Raw genomic sequence first — 20,708 nt, forward strand, 5'->3', positions numbered from 1 at the left:
CACCGGTGGCTCGATTCGGAAACGATCAGACGAACATCGGTCGCCTCGATGTCCGCACGGTGGACGAAGGCGGTCGAGTTGAGGCCTTCTTCATTCCGACCGAGCCACCACATGAAGAGTCCTCGGCACACCGGCGCTTGGCTGAAGGTGTGAAGCTCGTGGAGTTCGACGCTGCAACGGGCATCCTGCAGATTCACCCCATCAACACACTCTCAACCCACAGCGAGTACCTTGGCCCGAAGTACGAACAGGTGCAGACGCTTTCCCTGGAAACCTCTTTGCTGGATGAGTATTTCGAGGGCTCCGACTTGGAGTCAATCTTTGAGACGCTACCGCCCGGATTCGTCAAGGACTTCGCCTACGGCCTCGGGTTACTCAAGGACTGCAACCGGCTGATTCGGTTGATCGAGACCAACACTCCCTGCACAGAGATCATCTTCACCGACGGCAACAGTGCCGCCATCAGCGGATCAGGGTTCCACCTCGGCCTATCGCGCTTCGCTGCGATCTGGGCCGAGATCGGTCGGATCAATGACCGGGGAAATCGTGCGGCGGGTCGAGTGAAGGACGTATTCGTACACAACAACCTCGCCGCGACGCTTGGTCTCGCCAGCGCAGAGTTCTCGCTTGGGCGACACCCGGACTCGCGCGTGATCGCGAAGGCCGCCGACGGGATCGAAGAACTCAGTAGCGTTGAACGTGATGCTCTGGTCGAAGCGGTCGCGTCCGAGTCGGCAGCGATAGCAGCAGGATCGCCCCAGAAGTTTCAGCAGCTCAAGCGAGACATCGAGCTCGTCAGCCTTGACCGCCTCATCGAGGCGTACGTCGAGGCCTTGGAACAGGGCAAGGCCGAGCCGTACTGGCAAGCCTTCTTCGATGACAACGCCTTCGCGCTGCAACAGGTCTTCGGAGCCCCGATGGTCAGTGTGCGCTCCGGAGCGACGGTAGGCGGTCGCGGCCTGTCGGGAAGCGGCGACAAGATCGCGGACTACCTGTTCAAGAACTCGCTCACGAACAACGTCGCCCTGGTGGAGATCAAGAAGCCGACGACGCAGTTGCTAGAGGCACGTGAGTACCGCCAGGGTGTGTTCGGTCCTTCGAAGGAGCTCAACGGTGCGGTCTCCCAGGTGCTCGATCAGGCGTACAACCTGACAAAGAACCTCACTGGCCTGAAGGAGAGCTCGCGTCAATGGGACTTGGAGTCCTACGCAGTCTCCTGCTTCGTCGTTGCCGGGCGCACACCGTCTGCCAGCGATCCGGCAAGACAGAAGTCGTTCGAGTTGTATCGTGCGAACTCTCGCAGCGTGACCATCGTGACCTACGACGAGATTCTTGAACGACTAAGACTCCTTCGCAACTTCCTCACACCGGCGTTACCCGCAGCCGAGGATGTCTGATCGAGATGGCACGTCCACCCGCGTGGAGGCACCGCTCGACGAGGCTCGGCGACAGGCGCTTGTCGCGATCGACTCCCGGTGATCGACGCAGCTTCAGCGACTTCATCGTCCACATCCATCTCGCGTGGCAGAACCTGCTTCACGCTGACCGGATGCGCCGAAAGGCTGAAATCTTCTACCGTGAGTCAGGCGGTCGGCGCCTCTTCAAGCGAAACCCCGACGGCTCGAAGAAGACCTGGGACCTGAGCCAGTGCCTCAGGCACGAGTTCAAGGACAACGACCCGATCAGGGCCAACGTCGAGTTCGTCGTTGGGCTGCGCAATCACGTCGAACACCGCTTCCAGGACTCGGTCTTGGTTGCTACAGCCGCACAGGCACACGCCTGCATCATCAACTTCGAGGCGGAACTCGTACGCAGGTTCGGCTCCCGCGAGACGCTGGGTTCGGAACTGAAGTTCCCCGTCTTCGTGCAGTCGCTCAGCCCTTCGAGGTACGAGGAACAACACAACCTCCGACGCGGACTGCCGACCACGGTTTCTACCTTCATCACTGAGTTCCAAGCCGGTCTTCCCGACGAGGTGCGCAGTGACGAGCGATTCGCCTACCGACTCCTGCTGCTTCGGATGAAGGGACCAAAGACGGAGGCAGACCTCGCGCTCAACTTCGTGCGACAGGAAGACCTCAGCGAGAAGGAACTTCAGGCGCTCCTCGGGCAGGAAGGCAGCGTGATCGTTGCCGAGAAGTACCGCGAAGCAGTGCATGGCGATGAGATGTTGCCTAAGGCGGCTGCGGCTGCGGTGGAGCAGCGCATTCCGTTCAAGTTCAGAGTCAACGACTTCACCGCCATCCGGAAGGCGTGGCAGATCGGCCCGGCCAAGAGTGGTGACAAGGAGCAGTTGCCGAAGTCGGACGGCTACTGCGTCTACTCGCCCGCGTTCAAGCAGTTCGTCTACCGGCCGAAACTCGTCGAGCGGATAGTCGGAGCGATCGATACTGCCGAGAAGTACCAAGCCATACTTGGCCGGTCACCAACGTTGAAGGGGACGGACGGAGGCTGAGCGGGCACCCACAAGATCGAGTGCCCGTGCGGAGTGCAGTGGCAAGACTCCGTTGCCGAGCGCAGTGACTTGCTGGTTCTGAGTCAGGTCGCTGGCATCGGTGACCCATCCAGTCTGCAAGCCCATCAGCCACTCCACGAACGCGGTGCTGGGCGGGGGCCGTCGGCATCGTTCAGGAGGGCAGTGGCGCTGGCGCCGGGCGTCCGGTGATGTGTTCCCAGCGGGCGATGGCGTCGGCGTAGCGTCCCCAGCGCTGAACAGCCCGTCGATTAGGGACCACAGGGTCTCCGACTCGGCTCTCCTCTTCGGCGAGCCAGCCTGTCCGTGGAGGGCGAAGTCGATGATCTGGAGAGACAGTGCGATTGTCCCTCGTCTCGCTCGCAGGTGGTCGAACGTTCTCCCGCCGCGCGATGAGTCCGTCGCCAGTGCGGGGCGGAACAGTACGCCGGGCGAGGGGGAAGATGCGGAAGCGTTGGTGAGGAGCGCCGTCAAGGGAAGCCGGTAGGCCGATCCAGCGCGTCCAGCCGCAGGTCGGCCAGATCGCCGAGAACGGCGCCGGCCTTGTATAGGTCGAGTTGCGTTGTCGCGCAGATGCCAGCTTGCAGTCCGGGGTCCGACTCCACGCGGTAGAGGTTCTCGACTCCGTCGACGTTGTTGGGTTCGAAGAAGGCCGACGCCTTGACGGTGCCCAGGGATGTAGACAGCTCGGCGGTGGTTCGCACGCAGGGATTAGGCGCGGACTTCGTCCACTCGGTTGATCGGACGCCCTGAAGCGAATGCGCGGATGTTGTCGCCGATCATGGAGACCAGACGCTGCCGCGTCTCCAGGCCACGCCAGCCCATGTGCGGCGTGATGATGACGTTGTCCATCGTGTACAGCGGGCTCGCATCGTCCAATGGCTCCACCTCCTGCACGTCCAGACCGGCGCCGGCGATGACACCGTCGTTCAGCGCCTGAATCAGGGCCTTCTCGTCGATCAGCGCGCCCCGGGCCGTATTGATCAGGTAGGCGCTCGGCTTCATCATCGCCAGTGTCTCGCTGTTAATCATGTGCCTGGTCGACTCATTCAGCGGGCAGTTGAGCGAGATGAAATCGCTCTTCTCGAAGACCTCGTTATTGGTCGTGAAGTGGATTCCGTCCACATCGTCCCGTGCGGTTCTGGTGGCAACGAGGATCTTCATGTCCATGGCCTGCGCAACCTTGATGATCTGCCGGGCGATATTCCCATAGCCGATCACGCCGAGCGTCTTTGCGTTGACTTCCACGTGGTCGACCATCAGGTGCTTGTGGAAGTTGTCGTGGTTTCCCTGCGCGAGCATCCGGATCTGCTTCTGCAACGAGCTGGCCAGGCTCAGCATCAGCAGAATCGCTGTGTGTGCCACGCGTTCGCTGCTGTACGCGGGGATATTGCACACCATGATGCCTTTGTCGCGCGCCGCGTCCAGGTCAATGTTGTTGTACCCGGTGCCGGCCTCGCAGATCATCTTCACGCTGTCGGGGAACTGACGGATAATGTCGCCGGCGACCTTCATTTCCTTCGTGACGACGATGGTGAAACCGTCGACCCGCTCCAGAATCTTGTCCTCCGGTGTCTCGTCGTAAATCACCACGTCCGAGGCGATCTGGTTGTAATCGACCTTTCCGTCATAGTCCACCAGGCTGGCGTTCAGTACGACGGTCTTGTCATCCATGATCAGATCCCCCTTTGGAATGTGGCTCCTTTGTCGAAACTCGCCCTTGAAGCCCCGGTTAGTCCAAGCGACTCTACTCCGCTTACCCCCTCCCGTTTCGACCTGGCTGCCTGCCGTTCCGGCTTCGCTTCGAAGGCTCCCGTGCGCAGATCGAGGCACTCGACCTCAGGCGGGGCTGTCGCTGCTGGCCGCCAGCAACGGCACCAGCACATCGCTGATCGGTGTCGCAATGCCGTGGGCACGTCCGCGGCGCTGCATGACGCCGTTACGGATATCCCACTCGAGCGGCCGCCCCGCCTCGCGGTCGGCGAGGATGGAGCTGCTCATGTCGGCCGGGGAGGTCTGGAAGACTTCGACGATCTGCTGCGGCACGTCGTCGCCAAGTACTGCGCCCTCGGCCCGCGCCACCGTCAGGCACTCCCGCAGATATGCCAGGGCAAGCTCGGCGATATCCGGCCTGGTGAACATCCCGGAGCGGCGGCCCGTGAGGACCATGAACCCCGCGACCGCGTTCTGCAGCAGCTTGCGCCACGCCACCGACGTGAAGTCGCCGGCCAGTTCGACGGCGCACCAGCTGCCGCGCAGCGCATCCAGCACCACACGGGACTCCGGCCTGTCCGGCAGTGTCACGTGTGCTTCGTCACGCAACCAGATCGAACCGTCGGGCTGCGGCTCGGAAGGAAACCAAACGACAGCCGGGATGACCCTGGCCGCACCGGCATAAGGCCGGACGATCGACTCTTGCTCCACACCGTTCTGCAGCACGCAGACGACGGTGTCAGGGCCGCACAATGCCTTCAGCCACGGCGCTGCTCCCTCGACCTGAGTCGCCTTCACCGCGAGGAAGACCAGATCAACGGTTCCACCGGCCTGCGCCGGGTCGGTCTGCACGGGTCCCGGCACCACGATGCGGCCGTGCGACGTCTGCAGCTCGAGCTGATCACGCGCAGTCCGCCCACAGATCCTCGGGCGACGGCCGGCCTCGTACAGCGCCGCAGCCACGGTCGTACCGATCGCGCCCGGACCCACAACCGCAACGGATGGACTCATCGACATCGTCATCTCCCTTGATCAATCCTCGGACGCCCACAGTAGCCTCGACCGGCCGACCGGGGCCGTCGGGTCCGGCCGCCATGGTGAGTTTCTTTCCGCGTTCTGGCTGCTGGTTCCCGGCGCGCTCGGGTTGGTCGGCATTCGGTGACAGAACCCGAATGGCTCACCCGGGGCGACCATCACGGCTGGCGTGGCTGGCTGATCTCGCTGATCGTCGGTGTGGTCGTGGGCATCCTGCTCGCCCCATCGGCGATCACCGGGGTGTTCATCGGGATCGCTTTCACCTCCACCGCGCTGGGTACCCTGATTCCGGTGCTGCGCGACGAGGGCGATCTGCATTCACCATTCGGGCGGGCCGTGACCGCAACCGGCGCGGCCGGCGAGTTCGGTCCGCTGCTCGCGATCTCGATCTTCCTGGGTGGACGCAGTCCGCTCGCCGGAATGCTGGTGGTAGCCGTCTTCGCGATCATCGCAGGCGTGGCGATCTGGCTCGCCTCACGCTCGTCCCTTCCGGTCTTCAATCGGATGATGACGCTGACCCTGCACACCAGCGGCCAGTTCGCCATCCGCACCGTCATTTTCCTGCTCGCCGGTTTGTCGGTGCTGAGCATCGTGCTGGGCCTGGACATGCTGCTGGGTGCCTTCGCTGCCGGCGTCCTCAGCCGAGTGCTGTTGGCCGGTTCGGCGCCCGCCGACCGCGAGATGGTCGAGGCGAAGCTGGAAGCCGTGGGCTTCGGCTTCCTGGTGCCGGTCTTCTTCATCATGACCGGTGTCACCTTCGACCTCAACGCCCTGATCGCCGCGCCCAGGCTGATCGGCCTGCTGGGGTTTGCGGTGGTGCTGCTGTTGATCATCCGCGGCATCCCGGCGCTGCTGGCCGTACCGCAAGGCTCAACAGCTGCCGACCGCGCGGCCATGCTGCTCTTCGGGGCCACGGGGCTGCCCATCATCGTCGCGGTCACCGGCATCGGAGTCGAACGCGGTGAGCTCGACGCCGGTCTCGCCGCCGCGCTGGTCGGGGCCGGAATGCTGTCGGTACTGATCTTCCCGGCACTCGCGCTGGCGCTGCGTCGGCGCTCCCAGGGGCGAGCTGCTCGCCGACCCGGACGATGTCCCGATCCAGGGCTAGCGTCTCCGCCTGAAAAGGCCCGCGCGGTGCGTCCGTCCGACACGACGGACGACACCCGCTCGACGAGACTGGAAGCTATGGATGCTTTCGATGTGGTGGTGGTCGGTGCCGGACCCGCCGGCGAGAATGCGGCGGACTATGCGATCAGGAGCAGCTCGCGGACGGCGGCGCTGGTCGAATCCGGGCTCGTCGGCGGCGAGTGCTCCTACTACGCGTGCATGCCGAGCAAGGCGTTGCTGCGCCCACTGGACGTCCGCGCCGCCGCGATCCACCTCGGTGGGCTGCCCGACCACCTGGACGTGGACACGGCCGCCCTACTGGCCCGCCGGGATTCGTGGGTGAGCGACTACGTCGACCAGGGCCAGGTGAGCTGGGCCGAGGAGGCGGGAATCAGCGTCGTCCGTGGTACCGGCAGGCTGGTCGGCGAACGGACGGTCGAGGTCACCGGCCCGGAGGGCACGCGCACTCTGCACGCCCGGCACGCGGTAGTGCTCGCCACCGGCTCGCGCCCGGTCGTCCCGGAGTTCTTGAGGCCGGCCCTGCCGTGGGGCTCGCGGGATGCCACCGGAATCGTCGAGGTTCCCAGCTCGGTCGCCGTCGTCGGCGGTGGCGTGGTGGCCTGCGAGGCATCCCGCTGGCTGGCCGCGCTCGGCGCCCGGGTGACGATGCTGGTCCGCGGCCGGCGACTGCTGACGCGGTTCGAGCCCTTCGTGTCCGACCTCGTCGCAGCCGGTCTGGCCGCGGAGGGGGTGGACATCCGCTTCGGCGTCCGACTCACGGCTGCCGACCGACCCGACGCCAGCGATACCGGCCTGGGACGCGTCCATGGCGGACCGGTGCGGTTGGCGGCAGCCGACGGCAGCGAATCGATCCACGCCGAGGTGCTGGTCGCGACCGGACGCACGCCGGCACGCGACGACCTCGGGCTGGACAGTGTTGGGCTGTCCCCCGCCGATCTGGACGGCCCGCTCCCGCAGTGGCTGTACCTCGCCGGCGACATCAGTGGCGCGGCACCACTCACCCACTGGGGCAAGTACCAGGCGCGACTGGTCGGAGACCGGATCGCCGCGCGGGCCGAGGGTCGCACACCACCCGCCGAGCCCCCCGGTGTGCCGGTTCCTCAGGTCGTGTTCACCGATCCACAGGTCACCACCGTCGGGCTGACCGCTGCCCAAGCAGGCGAGGCCGGTCACCGGATCCGGACCGTGCAGGTACCCGTCAGCTCGACCGGCGGCGTCATGCTGCTGCGCGACGACGCGACCGGGACGGCCCAGCTGGTCATTGACGACGAGACCAACACGGTGCTGGGGGCCACCTTCGTCGGGCCGGACCTGGCCGAACTGCTGCACTCGGCAACGATCGCCATCACCGCGAAGGTGCCCATAGACGTGCTGTGGCACGCGGTGCCCTCCTACCCGACCGCGAGCGAGCTGTGGCTGCGTCTGCTGGACAGCGACCGGGAGGCCACCCGTTAGCGCAAAGCGGGTGAGCTAACACGCGGCGGCGCGCCGAGTCCTCGTCCAGCCCGCAGAGCAGGCGGCCTATTCGTCCTTGGCTTTGGCGATGCTGTAATTCCGGAACGCGGGGAAGGCCAGCGCGATCGCCGCCATGCCGGCGACGACGAGCAGCCCACCGCCTCCGGTGGCCCAGGCAGGGCCGACGACATCGGACGCGGCGCCGTGCAGAACGTCGGCGAGCCTGGGACCGCCGGCGACGACCACGATGAACACCCCCTGCATCCGACCGCGGACCGCATCGTCGGTCGCGCTGAGCAGGATCGACTGCCGGAACGCCGCCGAAACCATGTCGCTGGCGCCACCGACCACGAGCATCCCCAGCGCAACGCCGAGCGCCACCCGGGTCTGCCAGCCGGACAGGCCGACCGCAAGACCCATCAGCGCCATCGAACCGCCCCACGCAGTCACGGCCCACAGCACCGCCGCACCCTGCCGGTGGACGCGCGAGACCCAGCCTCCGAAGACTCCGCCCAGCACCGCGCCGGCCGGCATGGCGGCATAGAGCAGCGCGAACTGGACGCCACCCTCGATGGGCCCGCCGAAGGAGACGTGCGCGATTTCGGGGAACAGCGCCCGTGGCATGCCGAAGATCATCGCGATCAGATCGACCGCGAAGCTCAGCAACAAGATCTTGTGCCCGCTCAGGTAGATCAGCCCATCGATCACCGAACGCAGCCCGGGTGCACCTGTCGTCCCCTCGACAGGCATCGGCTTCAACCGCCAGACCGCATACAGCGTCGCCATCAGGGTGATCGTGTCGATCAGGTAGAGCCAGGAGTAACCGAGCACCGGAATCAACGCTCCCCCGACCAGCGGCCCGGCGATCGCCCCGGCGGACAGCACCGTCATATTCAGAGCATTGGCGGCCGGCAACTGATCGGCCGGCACGAGCTTGGGCAAGATGGCGGTGCGCGTCGGCTGGTTCACGGCGAAAAACGCCTGCTGCAGCGCGAAGATGCCCAGCAGCAGCCAGACGTTGTCGAGGCTCAGCGCGGCCTGCGCCCAGAACAGCGCGGAGGTGACGATCAGGCCACCGGTGGTGATCTCCAGCAGCCGACGCCGGTCCATGACGTCGGCCAGCGCGCCACCCCACAGCCCCATCACGATCAGCGGCACCAGTCCGAAGACGCCGGTCAGGCCGACCATTGCCGACGAGCTCGTGATCGCGTAGATCTGCGCGGGCACCGCCACCACGGTCAGCTGGGCTCCGATGACCGTGACGATATTGGCTGTCCACAGCCGCCGGAAGTCGGGAGAGGTGAGCGGACGCGTGTCAGCGAAAATGCCGCGCAGGCGGTCCACCAGTCGGGTTTGGCCATTTGACACGCCCGCCACCGTACCCCCGCACGCCACGCCCAACTCAGTCGTCCGTGGAAACCAGCGCCCCGCCCATTCAGCCGCGCACGCGGCCGGGGCGCTGCATGACGCCGTTGCGGGTATCCCGAACCGGCCTATCGGCCGGGTCGGCTGTCAGTTCGTGGCCCGCCCGGAGATGAACGCGTACCGCAAGATACCGGCGGCCTGAACGCCGTCGGGCAGGTCTGCCCTGCGCAACGCAAGCACGCGAGCACCGGTGGCAAGCGCACGGCGGGCGATCTCCTCGAGAGCGTCATGACCCGGCACCACCGAACTACTCGCGTCCTCGAGCACCAGCGCGCCATCGTCGGTGACGAAGCCGGGCACGACGGCGCCCATGTCCACCGCGAGGGTGTCGAGAGCGCCCATGGCGGCTGCACGCGCCAGGTCACTGAGATCGGACACCGCCCGACCGCTACCCCGCAGATCAGCGAAGACCTCGGCGAGTTCCTTGAGCTCGGCGGCGTAGATGTCGTCGAGCACCGACCGCGCGGCCTGGGCCAGTTGCGCGGGGCTCTGATCGTCCGGGTTTCCGCCGATGACCTCGTCGGCAACCTGGGCGTAGCCGGCCACACCGCGATAGATGGACGACAGCGGCTCAGCGGCAGCAATGATCAGCGGCAACGATTCGCCGTTGAGTACGGGCCGCAGAGCGTGATCGACAGCGCGCGCGTACTGGGTGAGCCGTACCTTGCGTCCCTCGTCGCCCTGGATGCGGCCGTACGGTGAGCGTCCTCCGATGGAACGCGGCGACAGGAAGGCCTCGGCGTTCGGCGGGATCCCCGGTACCTCGATCTCCTGCGCGGGCGCATCGGCGCTCACCTCGATCAGGCGGGCACCGTTCTGCGACAGCGCGAGCACGAATGCCGCCTGCGGGAAGGTCACGGCGCGCAGCAACGGGGTGATAGCGAAGCGGTCGGCCACGGCCACGTACTCGGTGAGCTCATTGGCCAGCCGGAACTCGAGCACGCTGGACGGGGTCACGAAGATGGCCAGGCTGCGACCCAGATCACGCCAGAATTCGAGGTCGTCCAGCAGTGCGTAGAGATCGTCTGTCAGCGCGCGTGCAGTCTGCTTGTCGGCCAGCTGCTCCACGCGGCTGATCGCCTCGTCGAACAGTGCCCGTGCACGTAGCCGATTCTCTTCATCATTGACAGGGATGGGGCTCGTCGGAAGATAGACGGTGATGCTCAGGTCATCTCGGGCTGCGGCCAGGCGCTCAATGTCGGCGCGTGAGGGCATATCAATATGCACGGCATTCCTCCTGCTAGTGGTGACCTTTTCGACGATAGTCGAGGGCCCACCGACGCGGGCATCCCACGGAGAGGGTCATCCCCGCGGGGCGGCGTGCCTGGTCTTCTTCAGTCGGGGCCATTCAGCCCGAAATCGGCGATTTGGATCGATCCAAGGGCCCAGGTGAAGAAGACCAGGCACGCGGCGGGGTCGTTGCCGCCCCGGCCCCGCCAGTTCGTGAGGGAAATGGGAGACGAGATGGCCTGCGCCACACGTGGTTGCTCATCGATCAACGGCTCTGGCCGCCAAGGCGACGCCGGTCGCGGCGCCCGAGCCGTGGCGGCAGCGTCCCTAGACTGCTGCGTATGGTGATCGCCTTCCGGCCGGCAGCACTCGTGTTCCGTGCCCTGGCATGCGCGCTGATCGCGACGGGCCTCGTCCGGCTCGGTCGTCTGCTGTCCGGGGCACCGGACTGGAGAGTGTTCTTGTTCTAGACGGCTCAGAGCAATGTGGTCTGCCTGGCGTGGATGCTCGTGCTGCTGGTCGTGACCGCAGCGCAGCTCGCGAGCCAGGGCGCGCGAGGGGTCTCGGCGCCGTCACCGCGGCTGAGCGCGGCGGTGATGATGACGATCACGGTCACCATGGGGGTCTATCTCGTGCTGCTGGCTCCGAACGCCTTCCAGCAGTCGGGCGGCGCATACCGGCCGTTCGGCCTGACCAGCGATCTGGTGCACATCGTCGCGCCCTGCCTGATCATCGCGGACTGGCTGGCGTTCACGCCGAAAGGCAGGCTGCGCTGGTTCGATCCGCTGATGTGGACGATCCCGCCCTACGCCTATCTGGTCTTCGCGTTCACCCGCATCGCGCTCGGCGCCGACTTCGGTGTCGGGCGGATCTACCCGTATCCCTTCATGGACATCGAGGTCAACGGGCTGGGCGGTGTCGTGCTGTGGATCGGCGCGCTGAGCATCGTCCTGGTGACGATCGGCTACGGGAATTACGCGCTCGACCGGCTTCTCGCCAAGATGGCGCAGCACCGCTGACGGTGTCGCCGGTCATCTGGTGATGAGACGTTCGGGGTCGAACGCGGCCACGCTCATCGCCCATCCGGCGATGTTGAGTCCGGCGAGGATGGCGGCGAGCAGGCAGGCCACCGGCAGCGTTGCGGGAATGACGCCCATGGCCACCAGGAGGGCGACGGCGAACGAGGGCAGGCTGATCGGCATCGCGATCTGCTGTGCGCTGCGGACGTCTTTGGCCCGGGTGGAGATGATGATGCCGATCCAGATCGACCATGCTGCGACCAGCGGCGTGAAGAAGATCTGAGCGGCGATCGCTGGGCCCCGCAGCACCGCCGCTGCCGACTGTGGCTCGGCGAACACTGCGATCACGGCGACGACAAGGCCGAAGACGAGGTAGGAGACAGCCACCGAGGGGACGAGGGCAGCGAGTGCCTTGCCCAGCAGGAGTTCGTCGCGGCGCACCGGGGTGGTCAGGACGGGCTCGAGGGTGCCCTGCTGGCGTTCGCCGACGATGGCGTGGGCGGCGATCACGGTCGGCGCGACGGCCGGGATGCCGAGCATGTAGACCAGCCAGGCGCCGTGCTGGAGATCGGCCGGCGTCATGGTGAACACCTGGACCAGGGGTGTGATCAAGAACACCAACGGGATGATCGTCATCCCGGCGACCAGGGAACGGTTGCGCCGGTAGTCCCGCAGTTCCTTGCCGGCAACGGCGCGAACGCGGCGCAGGCTGATCGGGTTCATCGGTCCTCCTGACCGTCGATGCCGGTGGTGCCGCTGGTGCCGGTGGTGCCGGGGTCGACGAGCAGGAGGTAGACGTCTTCGAGGCTGTGCGGTGCCTCACCGATCGACAGCACGTCCGCACCGGTGGCGACCACGGCCCGGGCCACCGCGGGCGCGGCGACCGCGGGATCGGTGACGGTCAGCAGGTAGTCGCCCGGGCCCTGATCATGCCAGGCCCGAACGCCGGGCAGACCGCTCAACACCACGTCCGGACGGTCGAGGGGCAGCCGGGTCACGACCCGCAAGGTCTTGGCGAACAGCCGATCGCGCAGGTCGGCAGGGCGGCCGATCACCCGCAGGGTCGTATTGAGGATCGCGACCCGATCACACAGCCGCTCGGCCTCGTCCAGCCGGTGCGTGGTCAAGAAGATGGTCACGCCGCGGCTGCGCAGCCCATCGAGCAATTGGTGAACCTCGTGAGCGGCGACCGGATCCAGACCGGAGGTGGGCTCGTCCAGGAAAAGGACCTGTGGGTCGCTGAGTAGGGTGCGGGCCAGGCTGACGCGCTGCCGCAGGCCCTTCGACAGCGTGCCGCACAGGTCCTTGGCCCGATCGGTCAGGCCGACCGACGCCAAGGCCTGCGCGATGCGCCGGCCGGGATCGGGCACCTCGTACAGGCCCGCGAAATAGGCCAGGTTCTCGTTGACGCTCAGCCGCTGATACAGACCCGCGGACTCGGGCATGATGGCGATCCGGCCGCGAATGCGCGCGCCGTTGTCGGGTCGAAGCGCCAGCCCGGCGACCGTCGCCGACCCGGCCGTCGGGGTGAGAAGTGTGCCGAGGGTGCGCACCATGGTCGTCTTGCCGGCGCCGTTCGGGCCCAGAAAACCGAACACCTCACCGCGGGCGACCTCGAACGAGACATCGGAGAACGCGGTCCGGCTGCCGAATCGCTTGGTCAACCCGTGGACCGAGATGGCGGGGTCGTCCCGGCCAGCGGCGGTATTGCCGATGCCGGACGGCACCTGGGAGTCCCCGTCGGGCAGGGCGCGCGTCATAGCGGCAGCATATGCCGGGCTCGGCGGCCGTGACCGAGCCCTTCGCCACCGGCCGGCCACGCCAGAGCCCAGACCTGTCGGACTACCGGGTGATGTCGCCGTCATGGTCACCCAGCTGATCCCGGAGTCGAGCAATGTCAGTGGGCGCTCGTAACCTTGCAGATGTGACGCGACTCGACCCACCTGACGACCTGGCGACCCCCAGCACCTGGGCGCTCGGGCTCGCCTACGCGCGCGAAGGACGCGTCAACGTCTTGCATCACGATCGTCTGCGCCACGAGATCACCGCTCGCTGTCGGGGCTCGCGCAACCGCAACTACACCGTGCACGCCAGCTACGCCTGCAGTCCCGATGGTGAGCTGGTGGCGATCGACGGCTCCTGCAGCTGCCCGGTGGTCTACAACTGCAAGCACTGCGTCGCGGTGGTGGCCACCGAACTTGATCTCGCCGGTCCCGGCACCGGCAGGTCTGCGCTGCCGGGCAGATCGGGCGGTCGCACGCAGGCCCTGCTCAGTGAGCTGCCTGCGATCGACTCGGAGATGGCTCCCGAGGATCTGCTGCCACCGCCGGCGCAGATCATCGGGCTGCCGGCCTGGCGTCGGACGCTGGACCGCATCTTCACACCGGTCCACGACCCACACCGCCCAGATCTTCAGCCGCTCGCGCTGCTGCTGACCTTCGAGCCGGACCCGGCGCCGGGCGACCAGTCCGGGGTGCCGTCCCGCTATGCGTCCACGGCCTTCGGACGACGGCTGACCGAACTCGGCTACGCCTTCCCCAGCAGGCCGGGGTTCGTGCATGTCATTCCCGCCCGCGCCGGCAAACGGCAGGCCTGGGTGCGCACCGGCATCTCCTGGATGCGGCTGCGGGCCAGCGAGGTGCAGAATGCGAACCCCGCCCACCTGGATGCGCTCAACGGATTGCGGCGGCTGTATGCGGATGTGGGCCCCTACCTCGGCGCGCAGGACCCGATCGCGCTCGAGAAGATCAACCACCCTGCGCTGTGGCTGGTCCTGCAGGAGATCGTCGACGCCGGAATCGCTGTCGTCGAGGACACCTCGCTGCGCCCGGTGAGCATTGAGCCCGAGCCGGCCAAGGCCGACATCGAGATCACCCAGACCGATGCGGGCGAGCTGACCGTGCGCGCCGCGGTCCGCCACCCGCAATTGGACGCCGGCACCGCCACGACGCGGCTGGGTGATCCGCCGCACGGCGTCGCCTGGCGCGATGACTCGGGCGTCCACCTGGCGCGCTTCGAGCTGCCGGCGGATAGGACCTGGAAGCAGCTGGCGGCAGAACGCGACGAGATCAGCATCCCCGCGGACGACTACGAGGACTTCGTCCAGACGGTGCTGCCGCGGATCGCCCGCGTCGGATGGACGTCGCCGGACGGCAGCTTCGAGCCGCCTGCGCCGCCGGCACCGCGCCTGCACCTGGAACTCGGCATCGCCCCGACCACCGCGGACACCCTGAAGCCGAGGGCCCATCTGCGCTGGGGCTGGCATTACCGTGACGACGAGGGCCGCGGTCGCGGACCGCTGCCGTTGGAGACGACCTCGCGGGACGCGACCCGCGATCTTGACCAGGAGCGCAGCATCGCGACTGCTGTCGCCGCCGAGTTCGCGGACCTGCCCGCGGCGCTCCGGGAGCCGTCCGAGACGGCACCCCAGACCCCGCTGCTTCGCCAGGACGCGCAACTGTCCGGCATGGACGTGGTGCGGCTCACCCAGGAGGTGCTCCCCCGGCTCGAGGAACTCGGCGTGATCGTGGAGACCGGCCAGATTCCCGCTTTCCAGGAGACCTCCGGGGCCAGGATTCAGGTCGGTCTGGACAATGAGGGCAGCGGCAATGACTGGCTCGACCTGGAGATCACGGTCGAGGTGGACGGTCACGAGCTGCCGATCGCCGCGCTCATCCGGTCACTCACGCTGGGCGATGAGGCCGTCTTCTTGCCCGACGGCAGCTATCTGCGGCTCGATGATCCCGAGCTGGATCAGCTGCGGCAACTGCTCGAGGAGGCCGCGGAACTGGGCGACCAGCGCCGCTCGGGGGTGCGGGTTCCGCGGGTGCGGATGTCGTGGTGGGAGGATCTGCTCTCGCTCAACATCGTGCAGTCATCGACCGACGCCTGGTTCGACGCGCTGCGCAAGGCGATGACCAACCCGCCGCCGGTGGCCGAGCTGCCCGCCGGCCTGGACGCGCAGCTGCGTCCGTACCAGCTGGCCGGCTACCGCTGGCTGGCCGGGTTGCGGCGCTCAGGGCTGGGCGGCGTCCTGGCCGACGACATGGGCCTGGGCAAGACGGTGCAGGCGCTCGCGATGATTCTCGACGAACGTGAGCAGGCAGACCCAGATGATGCCGGGCCGGCGCCATGGCTGGTGGTCGCGCCTACCTCGGTGGTGCCGAACTGGGCGTCCGAGGCGAAACGGTTCACGCCGAGCCTGCGGGTCGTGATGATCGAGGCCACCGAGACCCGCCGCGGCGTCCCGCTCCGCGAATTGGCTGGTCAGGCCGACATTGTGATCACCTCGTACGCGCTGTTGCGGCTGGAGGCCGATGAGTACGCCGCCCAGTCGTGGGCGGGCATGCTGCTGGACGAGGCCCAGAACGCGAAGAACCACTCGTCCAAGGTCTTCGCTGCAGTGATGGGCGTCGGCGCGCCGATGACGTATGCGATCACCGGCACCCCGATGGAGAACAACCTGGGCGAACTGTGGGCGATGTTCTCCCTGACCGCGCCGGGTCTGCTGGGCAGCCCGAAGCAGTTCCGAGAGGCGTTCCGTCGTCCGATCGAACGCCAGGACGATGCGGACGGGCAGCGGCTGGCGTTGCTGAGGCGCCGCATCGCCCCGTTCCTGCTGCGCCGGACGAAAGATCAGGTCGCGCTCGACCTGCCACCCAAGCAGGAGCAGATCATCCAGGTCGATCTGGCGCCGGCCCACCGGCGGATCTACGACCGGCAGCTGCAGCGGGAGCGTCAGCGGGTGCTGCAGCTGACCGATGACATGGACCACAACCAGATCGAGGTGCTGGCTGCCTTGACCCGGCTGCGTCAGTTGGCGATCGACCCCAGCCTGGTCGATCAGGGCGAGACCGAGATCAAGGCGCCGTCGTCGAAACTGGACGCCTTGGTGCCCCTGCTGCAGGAGGCCGCCAACGAGGGGCACCGCGTGCTGGTCTTCAGCCAGTTCACCCGCTATCTGCGCAAGATCGCGGCCCGGCTCGACCACGAGAAGATCGGGTACTCATATCTGGACGGCACCACAGCGCACCGTCGCGATGTCATCGACGGCTTCACGCAGGGCGACGATCCGGTCTTCCTGATCAGCCTGAAGGCAGGCGGAGCCGGCATCAATCTCACCGAGGCCGACTATGCGATCCTCGCCGACCCCTGGTGGAACCCGGCGGTGGAGAACCAGGCCGTCGACCGGACGCACCGCATCGGCCAGACCCGGCCGGTGCACGTCTACCGGATGGTCTCGCGCGGCACCATCGAGGAGAAGGTGCTGGCCTTGCAGGACGCCAAGCGGGAGCTGATCTCGGGCGTGCTCGGTGCCGACACCGACGAGGCTGCCGGTGACGTGCCGGTACCCGGACGCGGTGGCCGCCTGAGCGCCGAGGACGTCCGGATGCTGCTGGGCTGATGGGCCTTGGTGGTCGTCGAGTGTGGCCGCCAAGGGCGCAGTTCAGGCCGAGCAGAGTGGCACCCTGGGCACAGGTGAGGCTCTGATTGTGCTCGCGGCTGCGCGCCCGCCCTCGCCCCCAAGAACGCGCCTACGTTCGGATCGCATCGAACGCGGTAAGGGTGGCCAGGACCGCCTCGGCTGCCTCCCGTCCCTTATTCTCTGGCGAGTCCGGCAGCCCGGCCCGAGCGAGGGCTTGCTGCTCGGTATCGCAGGTGAGCACGCCGAAGCCGATGGGCGTCCCGGTCCGGGTCATCACGTCGATGATGCCCTGGGTTGCGCCCGCGCAGACGTAGTCGAAGTGGGGGGTGCCTCCCCGGATGACGACTCCCAGCGCCACCAGCCCATCGAAGTGGTCGGCAAGCTGGCGACAGGCCACCGGCAGCTCGAAAGTGCCGGGCACACGAACCACCGTGGCCGCGGCGCCGGCGTCCTCCAGCGTGGAGACCGCGTTGTCGACCAGGGCAGCCATGATGACGTCATGCCACGACGATGCCACGACGGCTATGCGCCGTCCGGTGCCGTCGACAGTGAGGATCGGGGATCCGGAGCCGGCCATCATGCCCCCTGACAGACGACCGGCGTGGCGGGCAGGCGGTGCCCCATGCGGTCGCGTTTGGTGGACAGGTAGTGCAGGTTGTCGGGATTCGGCGCCACGACAAGCGGACGCAGACCGGTGATGTCGATCCCCGCCGTGCGGAGTCCATCGGCCTTTGCGGGGTTGTTCGTGAGCAGTTCGACCCGCTGCACGCCTTCGGCGGCCAGAATGGCAGCGGCCGCGCCGTATTCGCGGGCGTCGACCGGAAGTCCGAGCAGGATCTGGGCGTCGACGGTGTCGGCGCCTTCATCTTGCAGAGCGTAGGCCGACAGTTTCGCGAGCAGCCCCACCCCACGGCCTTCGTGGCCGCGCAGGTAGACGACAACCCCACCCTGATCGGCGATCAGCGCCAGCGACTGGTCGAGTTGCCGGCCACAGTCGCAGCGGCGTGAACCCAACGCATCTCCGGTGAGGCATTCGGAATGGAGCCGGACCAAGGGCGCCTCGCCGGACGCGGCAAGGCCGCGGGGGCTGATCAGTGCGAGGTGCTCCGCGCCGGTGCGCAGGTCGCGGTAGCCGTGCAGCGCGAACACGCCATGGGCGGTCGGCAGCGTCGTCGTGGCGACCAACTCGACGCGGTCGTGCAGGTCGCGCCAGGCGACCAGCTCCGCGATGGTGATGACCGGCAGGTTCTCGCGCTCGCCCAGAGCGAGGATGTCGGGCGTCCGCAGTACTTCACCCGAGTCGTCGACGATTTCGCCGATCGCACCGACCGGTGGCAGCCCCGCCAGCCGGCACAGGTCGACGGCTGCCTCGGTGTGTCCGACGCGCTCGAAGACTCCCCCCGCCTTGGCGCGCAGCGGCAGCACATGGCCGGGGCGGATCAGATCGGACGCCTCGGCGTCCGGGTTGCCCAGGACGCGCAGCGTGGTGGCTCGATCCGCCGCGGAGATCCCGGTCGTGACTCCGGCCGCGGCGTCCACGCTCACGGTGTACGCGGTCCGCAGCGGGTCGGCATTGTTCGGCACCATCAGGGGCAGCCCGAGACGGTCGGCCCACTGGTTCGGCATCGGGGCGCAGAGATAACCCGAGGTGTGCCGCACCATCCACCCGACCCATTCCGATGAGGCGGTGGCCGCGGCCACGATGGCGTCTCCTTCGTTCTCGCGATCGGGGTTGTCGAGGACCAGGACGGGACGCCCGGCGCGCAGGGCGTCGAGCGCTGCGGGAATGCTCGCGAACTCAGCCACGGGTCACCTCCTGCGCTGCGCCGGGCTCGAGGTGGTCGAGGTGGGCGACGACGTACTTGCCCAGGATGTCGGCCTCAAGGTTGACCACGGTGCCCACGGCGGCGGAGCCGAGGTTCGTCGACGCGAGCGTGGTCGGGATCAGCGAGACCGTGAACCGGTCAGGCCGGATGTCGTAGACGGTGAGGGAGACACCGTCGACGGCGATCGATCCCTTCTCCACCAGATAGCGCCGCACATGTGGTGGGCAGGAGATCTCGACGACCTCCCATTGGTCGCCCGGCGTTCGGGACAGGATCTCACCCGTGCCGTCGACATGTCCTTGGACGACGTGCCCGCCGAAGCGGCTCGAGGCTGCCATCGCTCGCTCCAGGTTGACCTGGTCGCCGGGCGTGAGCCGGCCGAGGGAGGTGCGGCTGAGTGACTCGGCCATGACGTCAACGGCGAAGGTGTCGCCGTCGAGTGCGGTTACGGTGAGGCAGGTGCCGTTCACGGCGATCGAGCTGCCGGCGGTGGCGTCGGAGGTGACGAGCCGGCCGCGGACGGACAGCACGGCGGAATCGTCCAGATGACGGACCTCGGTGACCTCGCCGAGCTCCTCAATGATGCCGGTAAACATGTTCACTCCTTACTGGGGTTGATCTGACTGGTTCTGGATGCGTCGGAAAGCGGGCGAAGGGTCAGCCGCACGTCGTCGCCCAGCCGGGTCACGCCGGCGAGGGCGTAGCGGCGAATGCCGGCCATGGAGGTGACACCGAGGTCACCGATCATCGGCGCACCCGATCCGAGCAGGGCGGGCGCGATGTAGGCGATGATCTCGTCGATCAGGCCGGCGGTGAGGAAGGCTGCTGCCAGGGTGGCCCCGCCCTCGAGCAGGGCTCGGTGGATGCCTTGCTCGTGCAGACGCGCGAGGACGGCGTCCGGGTTTGCGTTCAGCAGCAGCGTGGCTGCCTCCGGGGAGAGGACGCGGGCGTTGGCGGGGATCGGGCGGCGTCCGATGACCACCCGCAACGGCTGCTTGGGCGCGAGTGTGGCATCAGGGCCGCGGACGGTGAGGTGGGGATCGTCGGCGAGCGCGGTGCCGGTGCCGATCAGGATCGCCCCGCAGCGGGCGCGCAGCTGATGGACATCGGCCCGCGCTGGTGCGCCGGTGATCCAGGCCGATGTGCCGTCGGCTGCCGCGGTCCGGCCGTCCAGGGTGGCGCCGACCTTCCAGGTGACGAACGGGCGGCCATGGATCGCTGAGAACGTCCAGGTCCGGTTGAGTGCGGTCGCTTCGCCGCCGAGAATGCCGCCGATGACGTCGACGCCATTCGCGGCCAGGCTTGCCGCGCCACCGGCCGCGCGCGGGTTCGGGTCGGCCTGCGCGTACACCACCCGCCGGACCCCGGCGCGCAGCAGCGCCTGGACGCAAGGGCCGGTGCGGCCGTGGTGGTTGCAGGGTTCCAGGGTCACATAGGCGGTCGTGCCGGCAGCATTCGAACCCGCAGCGTGGAGGGCTTCGACCTCGGCGTGTGGTGTTCCGGCGCCAGTGTGCCAGCCCTCGCCCCGGATGAGGCCGGCGTCGTCGACCAGCACGCAACCGACACGAGGATTGGGGTCTACTTCGGGGGAACGGGCGGCAAGCTCAAGCGCGCGCCGCATCCACTCCTCATGGTGCTCGCCGGACATTCCCGCCGGCTGCCGCTGCCGTTTCATCTGCCCTCCGTCGTCTCTGGAGACGACTCCGGGGCAGGACAGGCAGGGATTCGGGGACGCACTATTGGTGCCGGCGACAAATCCGCCGGCGCGCAGCAACGCCACGAACCGCGTGCGCCTCCCATCCGGACTTTAACCGTCGGCGCCGGAATTCCACCGGCTCAACCATTGGCTCGCGAGGAGCCGCTGGGTCGCGGACTATCACCGCCGGTTCGGACTTTCACCGACCCCGGAGCACGTTCTTTCCGTGCACCCTACCAGAGTCTGCTCAGGCGGTCCGCGCGGGGCGAGCAGAACCAACCCG

At 67.5% G+C, this 20,708-nt stretch carries 17 protein-coding genes and 1 riboswitch; of the genes, 6 read left to right on the plus strand and 11 right to left on the minus strand.

What is annotated here, in order from left to right; translation table 11 throughout:
• Positions 1–158: 158 nt before the first annotated feature.
• Together QUE25_RS06535 and QUE25_RS06540 are read left to right on the plus strand one after the other, a co-directional pair.
• Positions 159–1,397 (plus strand): Shedu immune nuclease family protein, encoded by a 1,239-nt coding sequence (locus QUE25_RS06535; RefSeq protein WP_286268329.1) that lies wholly within the window; start codon positions 159–161, stop codon positions 1,395–1,397.
• A 5-nt stretch (positions 1,398–1,402) separates the two neighbouring features.
• Positions 1,403–2,455, plus strand: a complete 1,053-nt coding sequence (locus QUE25_RS06540; RefSeq protein ID WP_286268330.1) for a DUF3644 domain-containing protein — start codon at positions 1,403–1,405, stop codon at positions 2,453–2,455.
• Between the two features lie 488 nt (positions 2,456–2,943).
• On the opposite strand, the gene QUE25_RS06545 is transcribed toward QUE25_RS06540, so the two are convergent.
• From QUE25_RS06545 to QUE25_RS06555, 3 genes are all read right to left on the minus strand, one after another.
• Positions 2,944–3,177: a hypothetical protein gene (locus QUE25_RS06545; protein WP_286268331.1), complete on the minus strand. Its 234-nt coding sequence runs from the start codon at positions 3,175–3,177 to the stop codon at positions 2,944–2,946.
• A 7-nt stretch (positions 3,178–3,184) separates the two neighbouring features.
• Entirely contained in the window at positions 3,185–4,147 is a 963-nt protein-coding gene (locus tag QUE25_RS06550; RefSeq protein ID WP_286268332.1) for a 2-hydroxyacid dehydrogenase, read from the minus strand.
• 165 nt (positions 4,148–4,312) lie between these two features.
• The gene (locus tag QUE25_RS06555; RefSeq protein ID WP_286268333.1) at positions 4,313–5,203 is read right to left on the minus strand and encodes an oxidoreductase; all 891 of its coding nucleotides are present in this window, start codon (positions 5,201–5,203) and stop codon (positions 4,313–4,315) included.
• A gap of 141 nt (positions 5,204–5,344) precedes the next feature.
• Between QUE25_RS06555 and QUE25_RS06560 the strand changes: the two genes are divergently transcribed.
• Positions 5,345–7,804: an FAD-dependent oxidoreductase gene (locus tag QUE25_RS06560; protein WP_286268334.1), complete on the plus strand. Its 2,460-nt coding sequence runs from the start codon at positions 5,345–5,347 to the stop codon at positions 7,802–7,804.
• A gap of 66 nt (positions 7,805–7,870) precedes the next feature.
• Here the strand turns inward: QUE25_RS06560 and QUE25_RS06565 are convergent, their stop codons facing one another.
• Together QUE25_RS06565 and QUE25_RS06570 are read right to left on the minus strand one after the other, a co-directional pair.
• Complete coding sequence (locus QUE25_RS06565) at positions 7,871–9,172, minus strand: MFS transporter (RefSeq protein WP_286268335.1); 1,302 nt, start codon at positions 9,170–9,172, stop codon at positions 7,871–7,873.
• Positions 9,173–9,316: 144 nt separating this feature from the next.
• Positions 9,317–10,456, minus strand: coding sequence for a baeRF11 domain-containing protein (locus tag QUE25_RS06570; protein ID WP_286268336.1), 1,140 nt, complete (start codon positions 10,454–10,456; stop codon positions 9,317–9,319).
• A gap of 344 nt (positions 10,457–10,800) precedes the next feature.
• Between QUE25_RS06570 and QUE25_RS06575 the strand changes: the two genes are divergently transcribed.
• Together QUE25_RS06575 and QUE25_RS06580 are read left to right on the plus strand one after the other, a co-directional pair.
• On the plus strand, positions 10,801–10,929 hold the full coding sequence (locus tag QUE25_RS06575) for a hypothetical protein (protein ID WP_286268337.1): 129 nt from the start codon (positions 10,801–10,803) through the stop codon (positions 10,927–10,929).
• Positions 10,930–10,962: 33 nt separating this feature from the next.
• Complete coding sequence (locus QUE25_RS06580) at positions 10,963–11,478, plus strand: Pr6Pr family membrane protein (protein WP_286268338.1); 516 nt, start codon at positions 10,963–10,965, stop codon at positions 11,476–11,478.
• A gap of 12 nt (positions 11,479–11,490) precedes the next feature.
• Here QUE25_RS06580 and QUE25_RS06585 read toward each other — a convergent pair whose 3' ends face one another.
• Positions 11,491–12,201 carry an ABC transporter permease subunit gene (locus tag QUE25_RS06585; RefSeq protein WP_286268339.1) on the minus strand — a complete coding sequence of 237 codons (711 nt, stop codon included), beginning with the start codon at positions 12,199–12,201 and terminating at the stop codon, positions 11,491–11,493.
• On the minus strand, positions 12,198–13,238 hold the full coding sequence (locus QUE25_RS06590) for an ABC transporter ATP-binding protein (RefSeq protein ID WP_286268340.1): 1,041 nt from the start codon (positions 13,236–13,238) through the stop codon (positions 12,198–12,200). Before QUE25_RS06590 ends, QUE25_RS06585 begins: the two co-directional genes overlap by 4 nt.
• Positions 13,239–13,402: 164 nt before the next feature.
• On the opposite strand from QUE25_RS06590, the gene QUE25_RS06595 reads away from it, so the two are divergent.
• The gene (locus QUE25_RS06595; protein WP_286268341.1) at positions 13,403–16,882 is read left to right on the plus strand and encodes a DEAD/DEAH box helicase; all 3,480 of its coding nucleotides are present in this window, start codon (positions 13,403–13,405) and stop codon (positions 16,880–16,882) included.
• Positions 16,883–17,012: 130 nt separating this feature from the next.
• On the opposite strand, the gene ribH is transcribed toward QUE25_RS06595, so the two are convergent.
• Genes ribH through ribD form a run of 4 tightly spaced genes read right to left on the minus strand, consistent with a single transcriptional unit; the run spans position 17,013 to position 20,404 of the window.
• The gene (gene ribH, locus QUE25_RS06600) at positions 17,013–17,495 is read right to left on the minus strand and encodes a 6,7-dimethyl-8-ribityllumazine synthase (protein ID WP_425332765.1); all 483 of its coding nucleotides are present in this window, start codon (positions 17,493–17,495) and stop codon (positions 17,013–17,015) included.
• Positions 17,480–18,709, minus strand: coding sequence for a 3,4-dihydroxy-2-butanone-4-phosphate synthase (ribB, locus tag QUE25_RS06605; protein WP_286268343.1), 1,230 nt, complete (start codon positions 18,707–18,709; stop codon positions 17,480–17,482). The genes ribH and ribB overlap by 16 nt, the downstream gene beginning before the upstream one ends.
• Positions 18,702–19,325, minus strand: a complete 624-nt coding sequence (locus QUE25_RS06610; protein ID WP_286268344.1) for a riboflavin synthase — start codon at positions 19,323–19,325, stop codon at positions 18,702–18,704. Before QUE25_RS06610 ends, ribB begins: the two co-directional genes overlap by 8 nt.
• A gap of 2 nt (positions 19,326–19,327) precedes the next feature.
• Positions 19,328–20,404 (minus strand): bifunctional diaminohydroxyphosphoribosylaminopyrimidine deaminase/5-amino-6-(5-phosphoribosylamino)uracil reductase RibD, encoded by a 1,077-nt coding sequence (ribD, locus tag QUE25_RS06615; protein ID WP_286268345.1) that lies wholly within the window; start codon positions 20,402–20,404, stop codon positions 19,328–19,330.
• 109 nt (positions 20,405–20,513) lie between these two features.
• Positions 20,514–20,645: riboswitch (FMN riboswitch) on the minus strand.
• Between the last annotated feature and the right edge of the window lie 63 nt (positions 20,646–20,708).

This window comes from Brooklawnia propionicigenes (assembly GCF_030297015.1).
Taxonomy (GTDB): domain Bacteria; phylum Actinomycetota; class Actinomycetes; order Propionibacteriales; family Propionibacteriaceae; genus Brooklawnia; species Brooklawnia propionicigenes.

Coding starts and splice junctions, on each gene's coding strand:
- QUE25_RS06550 (WP_286268332.1), bottom strand. CDS start 4,147: ATGGATGACAAGACCGTCGTACTGAACGCCAGCCTGGTGGACTATGAC.
- QUE25_RS06540 (WP_286268330.1), top strand. CDS start 1,403: ATGGCACGTCCACCCGCGTGGAGGCACCGCTCGACGAGGCTCGGCGAC.
- QUE25_RS06590 (WP_286268340.1), bottom strand. CDS start 13,238: ATGACGCGCGCCCTGCCCGACGGGGACTCCCAGGTGCCGTCCGGCATC.
- QUE25_RS06585 (WP_286268339.1), bottom strand. CDS start 12,201: ATGAACCCGATCAGCCTGCGCCGCGTTCGCGCCGTTGCCGGCAAGGAA.
- ribD (WP_286268345.1), bottom strand. CDS start 20,404: ATGAAACGGCAGCGGCAGCCGGCGGGAATGTCCGGCGAGCACCATGAG.
- QUE25_RS06555 (WP_286268333.1), bottom strand. CDS start 5,203: ATGTCGATGAGTCCATCCGTTGCGGTTGTGGGTCCGGGCGCGATCGGT.
- QUE25_RS06580 (WP_286268338.1), top strand. CDS start 10,963: ATGCTCGTGCTGCTGGTCGTGACCGCAGCGCAGCTCGCGAGCCAGGGC.
- QUE25_RS06610 (WP_286268344.1), bottom strand. CDS start 19,325: ATGTTTACCGGCATCATTGAGGAGCTCGGCGAGGTCACCGAGGTCCGT.
- QUE25_RS06575 (WP_286268337.1), top strand. CDS start 10,801: ATGGTGATCGCCTTCCGGCCGGCAGCACTCGTGTTCCGTGCCCTGGCA.